This is a genomic window from Paenibacillus harenae DSM 16969 (assembly GCF_000422465.1).
Lineage (GTDB): Bacteria > Bacillota > Bacilli > Paenibacillales > Paenibacillaceae > Pristimantibacillus > Pristimantibacillus harenae.
On record NZ_KE383845.1, the window covers coordinates 537,460 to 553,743 of the forward strand.

General features: G+C 48.3%; 17 protein-coding genes and 1 pseudogene. 5 read left to right on the forward strand and 13 right to left on the reverse strand.

What is annotated here, in order from left to right; genetic code table 11:
- Nucleotides 1-7 precede the first annotated feature (7 nt).
- The 4 genes from H581_RS0130245 to H581_RS0130260 form a co-directional block, all read right to left on the reverse strand.
- Nucleotides 8-946, reverse strand: coding sequence for an ABC transporter permease (locus H581_RS0130245; RefSeq protein ID WP_029192522.1), 939 nt, complete (start codon nt 944-946; stop codon nt 8-10).
- An 87-nt stretch (nt 947-1,033) separates the two neighbouring features.
- Nucleotides 1,034-2,737, reverse strand: a complete 1,704-nt coding sequence (locus tag H581_RS0130250) for a type 2 periplasmic-binding domain-containing protein (protein WP_029192523.1) — start codon at nt 2,735-2,737, stop codon at nt 1,034-1,036.
- Between the two features lie 226 nt (nt 2,738-2,963).
- Entirely contained in the window at nt 2,964-4,403 is a 1,440-nt protein-coding gene (locus H581_RS0130255; RefSeq protein ID WP_029192524.1) for a response regulator transcription factor, read from the reverse strand.
- A 1-nt stretch (nt 4,404) separates the two neighbouring features.
- On the reverse strand, nt 4,405-6,162 hold the full coding sequence (locus H581_RS0130260) for a sensor histidine kinase (RefSeq protein ID WP_029192525.1): 1,758 nt from the start codon (nt 6,160-6,162) through the stop codon (nt 4,405-4,407).
- Nucleotides 6,163-6,288: 126 nt separating this feature from the next.
- Between H581_RS0130260 and H581_RS35855 the strand changes: the two are divergent.
- Nucleotides 6,289-7,420 (forward strand): annotated as a pseudogene (locus H581_RS35855) (zinc-dependent alcohol dehydrogenase).
- A 90-nt stretch (nt 7,421-7,510) separates the two neighbouring features.
- Here the strand turns inward: H581_RS35855 and H581_RS0130270 are convergent.
- Nucleotides 7,511-8,389 (reverse strand): alpha/beta fold hydrolase, encoded by an 879-nt coding sequence (locus tag H581_RS0130270; protein WP_029192526.1) that lies wholly within the window; start codon nt 8,387-8,389, stop codon nt 7,511-7,513.
- 35 nt (nt 8,390-8,424) lie between these two features.
- Nucleotides 8,425-8,799, reverse strand: a complete 375-nt coding sequence (locus tag H581_RS0130275) for a hypothetical protein (RefSeq protein ID WP_029192527.1) — start codon at nt 8,797-8,799, stop codon at nt 8,425-8,427.
- A gap of 186 nt (nt 8,800-8,985) precedes the next feature.
- On the opposite strand from H581_RS0130275, the gene H581_RS38170 reads away from it, so the two are divergent.
- Nucleotides 8,986-9,141 carry a hypothetical protein gene (locus H581_RS38170; RefSeq protein ID WP_156889726.1) on the forward strand — a complete coding sequence of 52 codons (156 nt, stop codon included), beginning with the start codon at nt 8,986-8,988 and terminating at the stop codon, nt 9,139-9,141.
- 279 nt (nt 9,142-9,420) lie between these two features.
- Here H581_RS38170 and H581_RS0130285 read toward each other — a convergent pair whose 3' ends face one another.
- On the reverse strand, nt 9,421-9,876 hold the full coding sequence (locus tag H581_RS0130285; RefSeq protein ID WP_029192528.1) for a MarR family winged helix-turn-helix transcriptional regulator: 456 nt from the start codon (nt 9,874-9,876) through the stop codon (nt 9,421-9,423).
- A 93-nt stretch (nt 9,877-9,969) separates the two neighbouring features.
- Here H581_RS0130285 and H581_RS0130290 point away from each other — a divergent pair, with 93 nt between their 5' ends.
- Complete coding sequence (locus H581_RS0130290) at nt 9,970-11,103, forward strand: NAD(P)-binding domain-containing protein (RefSeq protein ID WP_029192529.1); 1,134 nt, start codon at nt 9,970-9,972, stop codon at nt 11,101-11,103.
- 72 nt (nt 11,104-11,175) lie between these two features.
- Here the strand turns inward: H581_RS0130290 and H581_RS0130295 are convergent, their stop codons facing one another.
- The 4 genes from H581_RS0130295 to H581_RS0130310 are packed head-to-tail and all read right to left on the reverse strand — an operon-like array spanning nt 11,176 to nt 13,713.
- Complete coding sequence (locus H581_RS0130295; RefSeq protein ID WP_029192530.1) at nt 11,176-11,646, reverse strand: ArsI/CadI family heavy metal resistance metalloenzyme; 471 nt, start codon at nt 11,644-11,646, stop codon at nt 11,176-11,178.
- Between the two features lie 2 nt (nt 11,647-11,648).
- Nucleotides 11,649-12,071 carry an arsenate reductase (thioredoxin) gene (arsC, locus tag H581_RS0130300; protein ID WP_029192531.1) on the reverse strand — a complete coding sequence of 141 codons (423 nt, stop codon included), beginning with the start codon at nt 12,069-12,071 and terminating at the stop codon, nt 11,649-11,651.
- A gap of 22 nt (nt 12,072-12,093) precedes the next feature.
- Nucleotides 12,094-13,383, reverse strand: a complete 1,290-nt coding sequence (locus tag H581_RS0130305) for an arsenic transporter (protein WP_029192532.1) — start codon at nt 13,381-13,383, stop codon at nt 12,094-12,096.
- Between the two features lie 9 nt (nt 13,384-13,392).
- The gene (locus tag H581_RS0130310) at nt 13,393-13,713 is read right to left on the reverse strand and encodes an ArsR/SmtB family transcription factor (RefSeq protein WP_029192533.1); all 321 of its coding nucleotides are present in this window, start codon (nt 13,711-13,713) and stop codon (nt 13,393-13,395) included.
- 205 nt (nt 13,714-13,918) lie between these two features.
- Here H581_RS0130310 and H581_RS0130315 point away from each other — a divergent pair, with 205 nt between their 5' ends.
- Nucleotides 13,919-14,278, forward strand: coding sequence for a DUF3221 domain-containing protein (locus tag H581_RS0130315; RefSeq protein ID WP_029192534.1), 360 nt, complete (start codon nt 13,919-13,921; stop codon nt 14,276-14,278).
- Between the two features lie 99 nt (nt 14,279-14,377).
- Here the strand turns inward: H581_RS0130315 and H581_RS0130320 are convergent, their stop codons facing one another.
- On the reverse strand, nt 14,378-14,893 hold the full coding sequence (locus H581_RS0130320; RefSeq protein ID WP_029192535.1) for a dihydrofolate reductase family protein: 516 nt from the start codon (nt 14,891-14,893) through the stop codon (nt 14,378-14,380).
- Nucleotides 14,890-15,777 carry an alpha/beta fold hydrolase gene (locus H581_RS0130325; RefSeq protein ID WP_029192536.1) on the reverse strand — a complete coding sequence of 296 codons (888 nt, stop codon included), beginning with the start codon at nt 15,775-15,777 and terminating at the stop codon, nt 14,890-14,892. Before H581_RS0130325 ends, H581_RS0130320 begins: the two co-directional genes overlap by 4 nt.
- 132 nt (nt 15,778-15,909) lie before the next feature.
- Between H581_RS0130325 and H581_RS35860 the strand changes: the two genes are divergently transcribed.
- Nucleotides 15,910-16,275: a winged helix-turn-helix transcriptional regulator gene (locus H581_RS35860; protein WP_051251471.1), complete on the forward strand. Its 366-nt coding sequence runs from the start codon at nt 15,910-15,912 to the stop codon at nt 16,273-16,275.
- Nucleotides 16,276-16,284 lie beyond the last annotated feature (9 nt).

Here is a 16,284-nt window from a genome sequence, read left to right on the forward strand (position 1 = left end):
CCTCTCCTCAAAACAATCCTGATTTTGTCAATTTCTTCGATAGCGCGTTCGCACCAACCAGCAATAACAATGCAAATACCGCTTTCATCAGACCGATTGCCGTCGCCGAGGCAAATTGGAACTGCAATAAGCCGGTCTGATAGACATACGTATCGATAACTTGGCTGGCCGGCAAATTCAACGTATTCTGAAGCACGTAAATTTGAGTAAAGTTATTATTCAGCATGCCGCTCACGGCAAATATGATCAACACCATCAGGGTTGGCAATATCCCTGGAATTGTAATATGCAGCATTCGTTTGAATCGCGATGCCCCGTCGATTGCGGCAGCCTCATACAAGCTCTGGTCGACTCCGGCCATTGCCGCCAAATAAAGAATCGCCCCCCAGCCGATATCCTTTAACAGCCCTGTTCCGATCGCGACCCCCCAGAAGTATTTCGGGTCTGCCAGAAATTGAATAGGCTTGTCTATGAGATGAAATTCCATAAGCAGAAAGTTAACGATCCCCGTCGTATTGAGCAGCGTAATGAACAAGCCCCCGAAGATAACCCAAGAAAGAAAATGGGGCAGATAAGTAACCGTTTGAACCCATGCTTTGAATCGATGATGCTTGATTTCATTCAGTAATAAGGCAAATACAAGCGTCGCCGGAATACCGACCAATGCTCCCAAGAGGTTGATCCCTAACGTATTTCTGACCATCGGCCAAAACTGAAAGTTTTGAAATACCCGGATAAAGTGTTGAAAGTGATTCCATTCGCTCGTAAAAATCCCTTTGACCCCCAAAATGGGTTCATAGTTCTTAAAAGCCATCAATAAGCCGAATAAAGGAGTAAAGTCAAAAAGAAAGATTAGACACACAGCCGGCAAAAGCATCACCTTTAATTCAAGCTGCGTTCGGATATCATAGCCGAGCTTAAAACCTTTTTGTTTCCTTGAAGCCATGCGTTCTCTCCCCCGTTCCCGCAATACCGGCGCCAAACCGCGGATGCTGATTGCCGCGCTTCGGCGCCGCTCTGCCTTCCAGTTTGCCTAGGAATTAATACCTTTCACATCGATCCCATACTCTGCTTTCTTCTCTTGGACATATTTGTTTCTTTCCTGATCAAGCGCTTCAATCCCTAACTTCTTCAGCTGAGCGATCATTTCGTCATACAGTTTGTTAAATTCGCCATCGCTCTTGGCCAAAATGATTTTTGCGATTTGCGCTTCCTTATAGGTTTTGATTTGTAATTCGTCATTCGCAAAATGACTGTCGGAAGGGAATAGATCCGCCGGAAGACTAAGCGGCGAACCGTCATAAATAACCGTTTCCTCCGCTTTTCCGTATGCGCTTTGAACGCGATTGGCAGTAACGGCTTGCTTGTCGGTTTCCTCATTAGGAGGCTGCTGCGTGCTATACGAAAACGAAGTATGGTGGAACGGCCAGAATGCGCTCAGCCCCGTCTTCATATAGTCCGTTGCGTCTTTGATGCCTTTTTCCGTCTTCACGACATGGCCCTCGGCGTCAAGGTTGTAATCGATGCCTTCAAAGCCGTAAATGTGGAGAAGCATGCCTTCCTTGCTGCTCATGTAGCTCAGCCATTTCGCCAGCTTTTCAGGTTCTTTGGCCGACTTGGAAATAAACGTCTTCATCCAACCTCCGCCGGCGCGTTTAGACTTCCATAGTACAGGCTTGGTTCCCGCATCCGACAAAATAGGCCCCGAGGAGGTCCAGTAATCGTTGTTCTGGAAAGAAGTATTCGCCGAATTGCCAATGAAGGTAAACACCCGGCCCGATGCCATATCAGCCTTTACGGAGGCGTTATCCACCGTCATCTGACCCGGATCGAAATAGCCGGCCTTGCTTGCCTTGTAGAGGAACTCCAGCGCCAATTTCGTTTCGGGAGCGAGGAGCCTGTCCCTATAGTTTCCATCCTTGTCAACCGTCATTGCGCCGAATGAATCCTGAAGAAAACCAAGAGTTGGTCCCTGATAAGATTTACCGTCCACGAGCAGCGGAATGACCGGCGCACCGTTGGCCGTCAAGTTCATATCCTTGATTTTCTGGTAAGCCGCAAGCAGTCCGGTCTCGGTTTTGATATCCTCTAACGTCAATCCGGCTTCTTTCAACACATTCTCATTCACGACAATGCCGCCATTGGAAGCATAATCGACCAGATCAATATAGAATTGGCCGGAAGGCGGATAAAGCGCTCTTGCATCCTCTGAGTTCATATGACTTGGATATGAATAGAAGCCGCCGTCCCGTTCAATAATCGTTTCCTTCACATCTGCCGGAAAGTCCGTCAACAGATGGGAATCCGGGTCGTACTTCTTCAGAAACTCATCCAAATCCCAAACCTTGCCGGATTCGATCAGCTTCTTGCCAAGCACGTCATTTGTTATGGTAATAACATCCGGGAAAGCCTCGCCTGATGAAACGAGCATGAGATTAAGTTTCGTGTCTCCGTCCTGCGCCGGAATGTTAAATTCGAATGTCAATCCCGTCTTCTCCGTCATTTTGCCCTGCACCGTGTTCGGATCCGTGCTCCATGTCGTCGGCGGATTCCAGAAGTCGATCGACGAGAACCATACGGCTTTCGATGTTCCCTGTTCTCCTCCGTTGTTGCCATCCGCAGCATTCGTGCCGCCGTCCGAATTGTTAGCGGTTTCATTTCCGCCGCTGCTGCAGCCTGCCATGACAAGCGCGAGCACCAAGAATACTGCAACCATCCACTTCCCCTTCATGATCAAAAAGAACAACCTCCCCATTCTGCTTTGAGTTAATTGGAACACCTTTATCGTATCCCGCTTTCCGGGCAAGTCATATGTTCCTCATTTAGTATTTTGGTGTTTTGTTCGTAACCGGAAGTTTCGAACCCCGATGATAAAGTCCGCTGCGCGGTCCATTTGATCCTCCAATCGCGTTGAACCTTTTCCAGATTCAAATGGACCGCTTCGCTCGGTATTCATCTCGTATTTAAATCTTCCGGTACTTGCTTGGGGTAAGGCCGAAGTGCTTCTTGAACAGCTTGTTAAAGTGGAAATAATCCTTATAGCCGATCCGTTCAACGACCTCATGCACCGAAAGGGAAGCATCGGAGAGCAGCTCCTTCGCCAAGCCAAGCCGCTTGCCCGTCACATATTCCGAGTACGTTTTACCCGTTTCCCTCTTGATCAGCTGGCTGAGATAACCGAGACTAATATTGAATTGCGCGGCCAATTCACTGAATAGCAGATCCTCCGTAAAGCTGGCATCGATCTGCGCAATGATTCTCCTCACCTGCTCGTTCGAGACAGCCATATCCGCAGTCGTCTGCAGCTCAAAGAAGGCTTTGAGCGATTCAAATAGCTGAACGGGCGAGCCGTATAGACGGACGATTTGATAGTAGTTCAAATACTCGATTTCATTTTTATTAACGTAATATTTATAAATGAGCGATACGATCTGATTGTACACACTAGCGATCTGGTCAATTAAAAATAGGCCGGAAGCGCATTCCGCGTATATATCGTCAAGCGCCTTGCGAATAAGGTCCTGCTTCCTCTCCTTGATTGCGATTTCGATATGGAGGATATTCTTGATCAGCAAGGCCGAAGCATCGGCCGTTTTATACTCGATGACGCGCTCGCCCTCTTGAATGAAGCTGCTGAACAAGGCAATATCCGACTCCTGATAAAGCCTGCTGAGCGGCGTGGAATAGACCCCGATCGTGCTAATTCCGATATTTTGAAATCCCGATAGAGCAGAGATAAAATCAAGGAATCCAACGGGATGTTTGAACTCGTCATAATTGATTAATATAGAAATTTTGTTCTGTCCCGTCCGGAACCGGATGACATGTATGCCTTCACCAGACGGAATTTTATCCATCATCGTATACGTACTGGCTTGCGGATATAATCCGGTTATAAAACGATAGTGAGGATAATCGAAATCATAACCTTTATTGAGCAGAAAATTGCTTATTTTAATCTTATTATCCGGCTCAAACAGATCAAACAGATCATTCAGCATGTCCAGCTCGTGGAACGACTCCCGCTTCTTGTTCAGCTTCTCAGCCAAGCGTGTCATCGTTTCGATCAGCTTTGGTTTCTCGATTTGCTTGAGCAAATAGTCAAACGCGCCGAGTCGAAGCGCCTTCTGAGCGTATTCAAATTCCGAATAACCGCTGATAAATACGACCTCGACATCGATTCCTTCACTAGAGATCTCGTCTAATAGTGCAAGGCCGTCAAGACCCGGCATCCGGATATCCGATATTACAGCATCCGGCTTAAGTTCCTTAATGCTCGCCAGCGCCGTCAAGCCGTCAAATGCTTCGCCGATAATCGTAAAGCCCAATCCCTTCCAGTCGATCAGCTTGGTAAGGCCGCAGGCTACCCAAGGCTCATCATCCACGATCAATACGCGATACATGTCATCGCTCCTCCCTCTGCCCGTCCTTTGCGGTAACCGGGAATGTAATGTACACCGCGGTACCTTCATGCAAACGGCTCTCCAAGCGCAAATCCGCCTCTTCTCCGTAAAACAACTTGATTCGCCGGTAAATATTCAATAAACCGATTCCCTTATCCGTGTCCTCATTTATATAACCCGGCTCGTGATACAGCTTCATCTTGTTCAACAATTCCGCATACTGCCGTTCATCCATACCGTAGCCCGTATCCCTTATTGCAAACCGGATGCGATTGGACTCTATTCTGCAAACCCCGATGTGAACAACGCCTTTTCCGACCTTTCTCTCCAATCCGTGGAAAACCGCATTTTCCACAATCGGCTGAAGCAGCATTTTGAGCATGCATTCCTCCAGCAATTCCTCATCGGCATCAATGATGATTTTGAATCTTCCTCTGAAGCGGAAATCGATGATTTTAGCATACTCGTTGGCGTGGTCAATCTCATCCTTGACGCTCACGAAATTGCTTCCTTTCACCGCATACCTGAACATTCTGGAGAGGGAAGCCGATATATCGGCAATAACCTCAACCTCATGAATCAGCGCGACGGCGCGCATACTCTCCAGCGTGTTATAGAGAAAATGCGGATTGATCTGGTTACGGAAGGCGGAAATTTCCATTTGTTTCTTCGTGAGCTCGATTTCATACATTCGCGCCTGAGTGGATTGAACTTCTTTGCTTAACGAATCGATATCGTCAAGCATCTTATTCAAATTCGCCCCCAAGACGCCAATCTCGTTATGGTGCATGACTTGATACCGGCTCTCCCCGCCCATTCTTGGATACGCTTTCATGAAATCCATCAGCTCTTTGATCGGCTTTAAAATCCGGGTGAAAAAGATAAATAAAAAGAAGCACAATATACAAATCATGACCGCATAAGTAAAAATGTTAAAGCGCTTTACCGTATCCAAATCGGCCAGCAATTCATCGCGCGGGATCAAGCTGATCAATTTCCAACCGGAGCGCGGCAACGTAATCGTCTGAACAATATAGCGTTTATTTCGCTCCCATTCCTCTACGCGGAACGAGTCCGGGTTCATCAGATTGCCTTCGGACGCAATCGTCATATTATTCCGGTCAAGCAGCATGACCTGCGAGTTTGCCGTCACTTTGGCGCTATTTAATATCGGACTGAAATTGGTTGCGTCCATAAAGAAACGTCCGATTCCCATAAATCCCGTTACGAGCCGATTGGAGTCCAATTGATAGATCGGCGCCGTAATGGCATAGAAGGAGCGCTTGCTGTCTCTCGAATCCGATAATGATGTGTCAATCAGGTTGGAATACTCGATGGATGAGACCGGTGAAGGGACCGCCTGCTTCGAGCCGCTGCCGATACTGGCCAGAAACTTTCCTTCTTTATCGTACAGCTGAATGCCTCTTATATTTTCTTTTAAGGAAATCGTATTCGCGAATACGGATAGCACCTCCTGGTTTTTCAATACCCGTGTCAGGACGTCGTCCGAGCTCAGATAGGCTTGTATGGTCGGGCTGTAAAACAGAAAGGTTGAAATTCCTTCCATGTCGGAATCGAAGCTATTCATTTTCTCCTCGACTTGAAGAAAAATCCGGCTCACCGATTCGGTCACTTTCACCTCGATAATCCGTTTGGCGATCAGATTGGAAATGACATACGAAATGAGCAGAATGACCAGCATTAATAAACTCAAATAAAGGATTTGACGGATCAGGCTAAGCTTGCGGAAACGAATCACGAATACACCCCTCTATAGAGCTCCTTTATACAGAGCCAATTCAAGGATAAGTGTAAGGGAAAGATAAGAATAATTAAAGACGCATTTTACATAATAATGATGATTCATCCACTATGGAGGTGCAGCATGAAAGCCGTTACCTATCAAGGACCGTACAAGGTCAAAGTAACAGAAGTCAAGGACGCCGCAATGGAGAAGAAGGACGATATCATCGTCCGGATCACAAGCACCGCCATTTGCGGATCCGATTTGCATCTCTATCAAGGGAATTTCCCGCTGCCGGAAGGGTACGTCATCGGCCACGAGCCTATGGGAATTGTGGAGGAGGCCGGTTCTGAAGTCACGCGCGTCAAAAAAGGGGACCGCGTCGTCATTCCCTTCAACGTCTCATGCGGTGAATGCCATTATTGCAGACATCATATGGAAAGCCAATGCGATAACAGCAATCCGCATTACGATTCGGGGGGTTACTTTGGCTATTCGGAGAAATTCGGCAACTATCCCGGCGGGCAAGCGGAGTATTTGCGCGTTCCGTTCGCTAACTTTACGCCGTTCGTCATTCCTCCGTCCTGCGAACTGGAGGACGAATCCCTTTTATTTTTATCGGATGTCCTGCCTACCGCCTATTGGAGCGTGGATAATGCCGGGGTCAAAGCGGGCGATACGGTTATTGTGCTTGGATGCGGACCCGTCGGTCTGATGGCTCAGAAGTTTGCCTGGATGAAAGGGGCGAAACGCGTCATCGGGGTCGATTATTTAACCTATCGGTTGCAGCATGCGAAGCAGATATCAGGTGGAAACCTTTGATTTTACGAAGCATGACGATATGGGTGAGTACTTGAAGGAAATAACGCATGGCGGCGCGGACGTCGTCATTGACTGCGTCGGTATGGACGGCAAGAAGTCGCCGCTTGAATGGATCGAGCAGAAATTAAAGCTCCAGGGAGGAACGCTGGGTCCCATTCAAATGTCCACCAAAGCGGTCCGCAAGTTCGGAACGATTCAAATGACAGGCGTGTACGGCGGCAATTACAATATGTTTCCGCTTGGAGCCTTCTTCGCGAGGAACATTACGCTTAAGATGGGCCAAGCCCCTGTCATCCACTATATGCCGGAGCTTTTCCGCCAAATCGCAGACGGCGAGTTCGACCCGAAAGCGATTATTACGCATCGCCTGCCCTTGGGCGAAGCCGACCATGCTTACCGGATCTTTAACGGCCGCGAGGACAACTGCATGAAGGTGATTTTAAAGCCATAGACCCGGCCTGCGCTTCATTCCATGCCGCTAAAACTCCATTGCGGCAGCAGCGTCCGGCTGCATGAAGCAATGGAGCAGCGGCGCCCGCGGTTATTCCGGATACTGCGAATGCTCTCCCGGCGCTTCCGGCGCGATAATGAAAGCCTCGGGAACGTAGTTATCCCTTTCAGCGTCCGGCTGTCCGGCTTGACTTTTCCCGACTGCCTGAACCATCCATTGTCTCATCGCTTCATTGATTTCATCCGCCGCTTTCGTCGGAAGCTGATGCTTCACCGCCTTTAGAAGAACAAGCTGGGAATGACGAAGGTTTTGCTGAAGGATTTTGCGATAACGCTTGAAGCCCCAATCCTTCTCCCCGAAAAGCAGCAGGACCGGCGCATTTATTTCGGAGAGCCGACCGGTGCAGTTATAGGTCAAGCTGTACCTGTAAAGCTGATGAATATTTCGTTTATTTCCGCTCTTCGAATCCTCCGACAGATTACGGAAGGTGCTGGCGTTATCTGAATTTCCCCACGAAATTCCGAGCCGAAGCAGCCGGGCCGTCGGCTTCCAGCCTGACAAGCCGATCGCTATGCGTATACGGTTCTTCAGCACAAAATCGCTTGCTTCCGACATGGCGCTAATCAATATGCCGCCTATAAATAATCCGGGATATGCAAGCATCGCCTCCATAGCGATGGACCCTCCCGTTGAATATCCCGCAACAAACGCCCGTTCAATCTTCAGGTGATGCAGGAGCTGTCTTATATCCTCGGCAATAAGCTCATAGGTAATGGGCGCATCCGACGGACGGCTTCTCCCATGCCCCCGGATATCGAAAGTAATGACCTGATATTCGGCTGACAGCTGCACCTGCTGGTATCTGAAGTTGGCGCTTGTAAGCAGCGGAGGATGGATGAACACGATCGGAATCCCCGCTCCATGCGTCTCATAATAAATTTCGGCTCCGTTAATCGTTGCATATGGCATAATTTTCGCACCTCTAGTTGATCATCATTGATATTCTAAACCATGGCGCCGCAGCTGCGGACAATCTGCATCGCTTGCTCATGATCCTCTTCCTCTACGACAACGGTTAGCAAAATATCCCGTCCCGTCACCTTGTTATCCGGGCCGCCGGAGCTCATCCCGCTTGCGCTTACGCTGGCTGCGGCCAATATGCCGGCGTTCCGGTCATCGAAATCGCCTCCCAGCGTCAAGTACCCGAGATCCGGAAAATCGCTCGTTATCGGGTTCATGATATGATCGCTCCCGTTTCCTATGTACCCGTCGAACCGGGTCAGCGATGTGTCTGCGATTCGCAGCGATTTTAATTGCGATAACGCTTTATCCGCCTGATCCGGACTGTTGAAGAATGCAAGGATGTTCTTTTCAGCCATTTGACAATGCCCCCAATATTCAATATCCGCCATAGTTTACCTGAGTACAGAACGATTTATGCGGCAGGGGAGACATTAATCCGTCCAGAGGGTTAACAACGGCGGATCGACCGTATCAATTCATCATCCAAGGACAATCTATAGGTGGATCATATCCGTTCAAAAATGTAAAGGGAGGTGTGCATATTGGAAAACGAGGAAGCGGTAAAGGGTGCGAACGAAGGAGCAGAGGCATCTGTTCAGCAGCCAAAAATCGTAGCAGCAATGCCGCAGGATAAAGAGCTTAAGGATCCTGAAGAAGCAGCTAAAAACGATGGTTTTCCCGGTTCTTGCCAATTTTAATGGCTTTGCTGGAGAACGAAGAAGAGGAGGCGTCCTGAGCAGGTTTCTCTACTCTAGACGCCTCCTTTACAAATGCATCGCTAGCGCTGTCTTTCCAGACTTATTCTGTATCCTCATATTAACTTAACAGCAGCTGCAGCAGGTTGTGTCAGTCTCGTTTTCTTCACAGCAGTTTGGTTCGCAGCAGTTGTTTTGTTCCATCTGAATCACCTCCTTTCAAAGGTAAATTCGCCTCAATTAATTGCATTTTGCAAATATATACCGGAAAGTAATCCTCTATCAGCGTAGAGGAGTACAGCAAGATTTGGATTTCAGCATGGCATCGTTCAACAAACCGATAGATCGGATAACGGAATCCCGTTCGAAATCGCTTAAATGAGACAGCACATCATATAAATTTTGATTCACTTGAATGTCAATACCCAGGTTGACCGCCTCGCCTTCCGGCGTCAGCGATAAAATCTGAACCCGGTTATCGTCCTGATGCGGGGTTTTCTTCACAAGCCCCTTCTCCGCCAAGGCTTTCACTTGTCGGCTGAAGGTTGTAATATCGGCGCCTAACGCATTAGCTACGTCTTGAATCGAAGGATTGTGCTGGTTCTTGATTTCAAAGAGGATATGACTTTGTACCAGCGAAATCTCTTGGCCGCAGCAATTCTCACAGCATAGCTCGCTAAGGAAGCCGAATCGTCTGGCTAGAACAAGAAACATCGCTCGCAGGTTGTTGTTTTCCATTATTTTCACCTCTTGAATGTAGTGTAACATTTATATTTGCAATTTGCAAGTATTAGAGTATAATCAAACTCATCATTCTTCAGGAGGTGCTTTATGTTCGACGTCATTATTATCGGTGCGGGTCCTTACGGAATTTCGTTAGCGTCATACGCCGTTCAACAAGGTTTATCTTATAAGCTGATCGGTCATCCGATGGATTTCTGGAAAACGCAAATGCCCCAAAACATGTTTATACGTACGCCCTATGAGCTGGTGCAATTTCCCCATCCCCGCAACAAATTCAGCATTCAGCAGTTTGCGAAAGAAACGGGAACCCCCCTTTCCGATCCGCTGCCCAGGCCCGTATTCGTCGATTATGCGCTCTGGTATGCACAGCGAACAGGTGTTGCTTTTACAGCCGAGCTAGTTATTCATGTAAATAAAAACGCGGAGCATTTTGTCGTTGAAACCGATCAAGGGAGCTCCTTTGAAGCTCAAAACGTTGTCGTTGCTGCGGGGGTGCGGCATTTTAAATATATTCCCGGATTGTTTCGCAATCTTTCATCCAGCCTGGCATCGCATACGCTCGGGTACACCGATTTCAACTTGTTCAAAGGAAAGCGGGTTGCCGTTATCGGCAGCGGGCAAAGCGCATGGGAAGCGGCCGCCTTGCTGCATCAAGCGGGTGCAAGCGCAGAGCTGATTTACCGCAGAGAACGCCCCGTATACGGAGGCGGCAAATATCAAGAAATTGTGCTGCGATCGATTGGAAACATCTTTTTCAGCCTGCCGCATTTTATCAAAAAGAAGCTTTTGCATATAGGCACGGCTACGGTTCCGATTGCCCGGTTTCTGCGGCAATACGTCGAGGGCAAAGTGAACCAGCACAGCGGCGTAACCATAGAAGGCGTAAGCGAAGCGAATGGAAAAGCTCAGCTCAGATTATCGAACGGCAGGAAGGACTATTTTGACCATGTGATTGTCGCTTCTGGATATAACATAAATCTCGATAAGCTTCCTTTTATCGGAAATAATCTGAAGCAGTCCATCTCGAGAGAGGAAGGCCATGACGTTTTTCCCAAGCTTCATGCATCATTTGAATCATCGGTTCCCGGGCTTTATTTTGCCGGTCCGTTATCGGCGCACAGCCATGGTCCGACGTTCCGGTTTATTCTGGGCTTAAAGAAAACGGCGGAAACCATTACCTTTGCAATCATTAAAACAAAAAAATCGAAGGACGTTTCTTAATGTGACACTATGCTGTCCTAACAGAAGAACCGGGGCCTCATTAGAGGATCCGGTTCTTCTGGTTATAGCTCCTTATGCTTTATTCTTGAATGAAGCGAACTCAATCGTCTGCGGAGCCGACGGCGGCGCACAGCATAAAGAGAGATCACGCGCATCTCCGGCGGACTCGAATTCCGAATCTTCTTTGGTGTAAAATATTTCCCACGCATTGCCGTCCGGGTCATAGACCCAGACCTTGTCTTGGACGGCATAGCAGCAGGTCGTATTCATCTCATCGATGAGCAATAAGCCGCTTTGACGCAGCCTTTCCCCTATGGCAAGCACTTCTTCGGTATCGTTCACTTGAAAGCCCAAATGGTTGAGCACGCCATTTTTATCGAATGACCGGACATTCAAGGAAAAATGCAGCGCCGGTTCGTCTAATTCAAACTTCGCGTAATTATCTTTGATCTTGGACGGCTCAGTCCCGAAGAATGCGCGATAAAAATCCAGCGACTTCTGCAGATTCGAGCAATTAACCGCCACATGCATCCTTTTGATCACGATTATTTCCCTTCTTTCACAAACTGCTCGATACGAGCCTTGATGGAATCGCGAACATCACGAAATTTCGCCGTAATCTCTTCTTCCGTCCCCGTTGCTTTCGCAGGGTCGTCGAAGCCCCAATGCCAACGCTCGGCTTTGTCATTACGCACCACCGGACAGTTATCATTGGCGTGTCCGCACAAAGTGATAATATAATCTGCCCGGCTCAAGATTTCCGGATCGATAACGTCCGAGGTGTGATTGGAAATATCAATTCCCGCCTCTCCCATCGAAGCGACTGCGCGCGGATTCAAGCCATGCGCTTCCAAGCCTGCGCTTTTCACCTCATAGCTGTCGCTCCCGAGCGCTTTCAGAAAACCGTCAGCCATTTGGCTGCGGCACGAGTTGCCTGTGCAGAGAAAGTAAACTAATTTTTTGTCCATGTTTGAATATCTCCTCATCCAATTAAATTATACTTAACCATAGATACAATCCGACTAGCGTAATAAGCAGCGTTGGAATCGTAAGTACGATGCCAATTCGGAAATAATATCCCCATGTAATTTTAACGCCTTTCTGTGAAAGGACATGGAGCCACAATAGCGTTGCCAACGAACCGATCGGTGTTATTTTCGGACCCAAATCACTGCCGATGACGTTCGCATAAATGAGAGCTTCCCGGATCACGCCTTCCGTTCCCGTTCCTTGAATAGCCAGGGCGTTGATCATAACGGTCGGCATGTTGTTCATTAAAGAAGACAAAACGGCAGCCAGGAAGCCCATGCCGATGGTCGTCGCAAGCAATCCTTGATCAGCCATGTAAGCAATGACCGTTCCAAGCGCGTCGGTCAAGCCCACGTTCCGCAATCCATAGACGACGACGTACATGCCGATGGAGAAAATAACGACAGACCAAGGCGCGCCTTTAATCACTTTTTTGGTCTCAATCGCTTTGCTTGAACGCGCAAGCAGGATAAACGCAAGGGCAATGACGCCGGCAATAATGGATACCGGAATTTGAATGAAGCCGCTTATGAGATAAGCTGCCAGCAGAATGACCAATATGAACCAAGATAAACGGAACAGCTTTTTATCTTTGATCGCTTCGGCAGGCTTTTTAAGCTTGGCGATATCGTAATTGGCCGGGATGTCTTTGCGAAATAACAGGAACAACACCAGCAAGCTTGCGCCTAGAGAAAACAAGCTCGTCACAAACATCCTGCTGGCATATGTGACAAAATCGATGCCGAAGAAATCCGCCGATACGATATTGACCAGATTGCTTACCACGAAAGGCAGCGACGTGGAATCCGATATAAAGCCGCTGGCCATAATAAAAGGCAGGATCATTTTATCCGGAAATTTCAAAGCTCTAACCATGGCTAGTACAATCGGCGTTAAAATAAGCGCCGCGCCGTCGTTGGCGAAAAATGCCGCAACCGCCGCTCCCAGCAATATCACGTAAACAAACATCAATCTGCCGTTGCCTCTTGCGATTCTGGCCATATGCAGGGCAGACCATTCAAAGAATCCGATTTCGTCAAGAATGAGCGAGATCAGGATGACGGCGACAAAGGCTAAAGTGGCGTTCCACACGATGCCTGTAACCGTTACGACGTCCTGGACAGACACGACTTGGAAAATAAGCGCAAGAACGGCTCCTGCAGAAGCCGACCATCCGATATTAAGTCCTCTCGGCTGCCAGATGACGAACGTTAGCGTCAATAAAAAGATCAAAACCGCAATGTAAATCATGTTGTCCTCCTAATCGCAGCAGCCCGCATTATTGCATACCCTTTCCACTTTCTCTTTCTGTGAAGGAAGATGCTGAAACAGCTCGTTCAAGTAAGGCTTATCCTCCATGCTTAAGGAATAATAGACCCATTGGCTTCTCTTGGCCTCCTTGACCAAACCGCCGGCTTTCAGCTTGCGCATATGCTGGCTCACATTCGGCTGGCTCGTCTGCAGAATATCCACCAGCTCGCAGACGCATAGCTCCCGCTCCTTCAACGCAGAGAGAATCGTAAGCCTGGTCTTGTCGCCCAGCAGCTTCAACGTGTCCGACAATAGATCGATAGCAAGCAAATGGATGCCCCTCTCCCGGATGATTTTTCAACTTCTTATTCATCTGCAAATGATTATATAATTATTCAGTTATATTGTAAATTTCAAGTTTTGTAAATGTGCCGGGTAACGAGAACATCGGGCAGTTTATCGCAACAAAATTTTCTCAGACTCGTCTAATGAAAAGAGTAAGATTAAGAATGTTTTCGAGAAGGAGTCGAATATTATGAGAAAGCTATTTTCAGGAATAGCCTTTGCAGCTCTTACCTCATGTATACTTAGTGGTTGCAGTGTTTCTTCAGATGTCCAAAAGGGGAATTATATTATTTCGAAAGAAGACCAAAGGATCTTAGTAGCGAACAATATTTCTCAGAAGGATTTTGAAAGTAAGAACTTTGCGGCTCTTAAAAAGAATAACGTCGAATTAATCAATTATATTATTGAAGACGCCCAGCTTTACAACGAACTTCAAGTAGGCGATAAAGTTAAGGTGACTCCCCGAACAAATGACAACGGAGAATATGTTGTGATGCAATCCTATCCCCCTCAAATTGTTGCCGGTGATATAGCCATACAGGTGGATTGATAAGCTATCCTTGAGATAGCTGCAAAAATCAAGGACACCCCGGCCGGGATGCCCTTGAATTCTCTTCTATGACCTGATAGCCGCGGGGACTGTAACCGACTAACGGCTTACCGCGTAATGCATCTGCACGACGCCGCTGCCGAGGGGCATGACATTCAGCAGCTCCACATTCTTGTACCGGTAATTTTCTTTATCGATCAGAAGATTATATCCCTTTCCCTCGAGCACCGGCGCTACATTGAAGATCAGCTCGTCAACTAGCCCTTGTCCCAGAAATGCATTATGCAGCTCCGCGCCGGCCCCTATGAGAGCGTGTTGATATCCTTTTTGCTGAAGGTAATCCAGCGCTTCCTGCGGCGATCTTGCAACCGTTGCTCCCGGAATGTCTCCGGCAACCCTGGAAACGACTACGATATCCAGAGCGCCAAAAGGTCCCCCGCCGCCTCCGTTGTTTCCCTGCATGCTTTCGAAAGTTCGGCGTCCCACGATAAAATTCCCTGCAGCTTTGGCGTGCTTCGCGAAATCATCCAGCGCTTCCTTCTTCGGCGGGTTCTCGGGGCTGGACTGTGCATAGTTGCCGTTGGCGCTTAATGTTGCCCATAAAATAGTTTTCATATAATTCCTCCTGACGTTCGTTTCAGTACTCTTCGAATGGATGCCGCAACCCTGTCCGGCCGATCCTCCTGCACGTAGTGTGAAGCATCAACAAGAGCTTCGGTTTCGTGCATTTGCAAATATCCCTGCCACCTCGCCATCTCTTCGGGCGGAAAGCCGGCGCTGTCTTTCAATCCCCATACGATTTGTGCAGGCACGTCAGAAAGCGCCGAAAGCTTCGATTCAATGTCCGCGAGCCAAGAACGCGCCTTACGAATTTGACCGGGAAAAACCCATGTCGGAATCCTTGATTTTGGGGTTGGAAAAGGGGCTGTGTACGCTTTTCTCAAGGAATCGGTCACTTTCTCCGAATGATAAATCCCGCGCGGAACGATAACCTTGGCGAAAAAATTGCGCCGGGTCTGCAGCCAGTATCCAAGAGGCCAACCTCCCATGGCCAATGAGAATATCTTCATGGCCGGGAGTTTTGCGGGCCATGCCCACGTATTCATCAAGACGATGCCGCGTAAGTTGTCACGGTGCCGAACCGCGTAATTCAAACCGATCGGTCCTCCCCAATCCTGAACCACTAACACAAAATCAGTCAGATTCAAACGGCGGATAAAATCGAAAACAGCCTCCGATTGCTCCTGCGGGGTAAATCCGTAGCGAGTCGGTGCTCCGGACATCCCGAAGCCGGGGTAATCCAGAGCGATAAGACGACATTCGCTTCGCAGTTCCTTTACGACATCCCGATAGAGATAGGACCAGGTAGGATTCCCGTGAAGGAGCAGCACCGTCGGGCCCTCTCCTTCGTCAATATAATGAATATACCCGTCGCGATACGGCAGCCAACGGTCTTGGAATGGGTACTCCATCAGATCCACTTCAAACGGTCTTTTCATTCCGCCTCCTCTCCTTTCTTGGCATCAATTATTTTTCTTCTCATTCCCAATAGTAGCGATCTATGGTACATTTGAAAAGTAGTTACATTAAAGTGCAATAGTTTCATAAAATGAACTATGGAGGAATCGCCTATGATCAATCCGGCTTGTCCTGGTGCAATAGAACCGATCTTGACGATTTTGGACGGCAAGTGGAACCTGCTTCTACTGCGTGAATTGTTTAACGGCACCAAGCGTTTCGGGGAATTGCGGCGTTCGCTGCATCCGATCAGCCCGAAAACGTTAACCGATCGGCTGCGCATGTTGGAAGAAAAAGGAATCGTCACTCGTACACTGTACCCCGGGGTGCCTTTGCATGTGGAATATGAGCTTACCGAACGCGGGCAGCGCCTGCAGCCTATTTTTGCCGCTATGTGGGTGTGGGTTCAGGAGAATGGCGACTGTCCCCCGACGGAGTCGGAAGATTGGAGCCAAGAAGGACGGCAATACAAAGGCTGAGGGGTGCGG

Excerpts from the sequence above, each read along its gene's own strand:
- H581_RS0130245 (WP_029192522.1), bottom strand. The coding sequence starts at position 946 with ATGGCTTCAAGGAAACAAAAAGGTTTTAAGCTCGGCTATGATATCCGA.
- H581_RS0130255 (WP_029192524.1), bottom strand. The coding sequence starts at position 4,403 with ATGTATCGCGTATTGATCGTGGATGATGAGCCTTGGGTAGCCTGCGGC.
- H581_RS0130270 (WP_029192526.1), bottom strand. The coding sequence starts at position 8,389 with ATGCCATATGCAACGATTAACGGAGCCGAAATTTATTATGAGACGCAT.
- H581_RS0130275 (WP_029192527.1), bottom strand. The coding sequence starts at position 8,799 with ATGGCTGAAAAGAACATCCTTGCATTCTTCAACAGTCCGGATCAGGCG.
- H581_RS0130285 (WP_029192528.1), bottom strand. The coding sequence starts at position 9,876 with ATGGAAAACAACAACCTGCGAGCGATGTTTCTTGTTCTAGCCAGACGA.
- H581_RS0130290 (WP_029192529.1), top strand. The coding sequence starts at position 9,970 with ATGTTCGACGTCATTATTATCGGTGCGGGTCCTTACGGAATTTCGTTA.
- arsC (WP_029192531.1), bottom strand. The coding sequence starts at position 12,071 with ATGGACAAAAAATTAGTTTACTTTCTCTGCACAGGCAACTCGTGCCGC.
- H581_RS0130305 (WP_029192532.1), bottom strand. The coding sequence starts at position 13,383 with ATGATTTACATTGCGGTTTTGATCTTTTTATTGACGCTAACGTTCGTC.
- H581_RS0130315 (WP_029192534.1), top strand. The coding sequence starts at position 13,919 with ATGAGAAAGCTATTTTCAGGAATAGCCTTTGCAGCTCTTACCTCATGT.
- H581_RS0130320 (WP_029192535.1), bottom strand. The coding sequence starts at position 14,893 with ATGAAAACTATTTTATGGGCAACATTAAGCGCCAACGGCAACTATGCA.
- H581_RS0130325 (WP_029192536.1), bottom strand. The coding sequence starts at position 15,777 with ATGAAAAGACCGTTTGAAGTGGATCTGATGGAGTACCCATTCCAAGAC.
- H581_RS35860 (WP_051251471.1), top strand. The coding sequence starts at position 15,910 with ATGATCAATCCGGCTTGTCCTGGTGCAATAGAACCGATCTTGACGATT.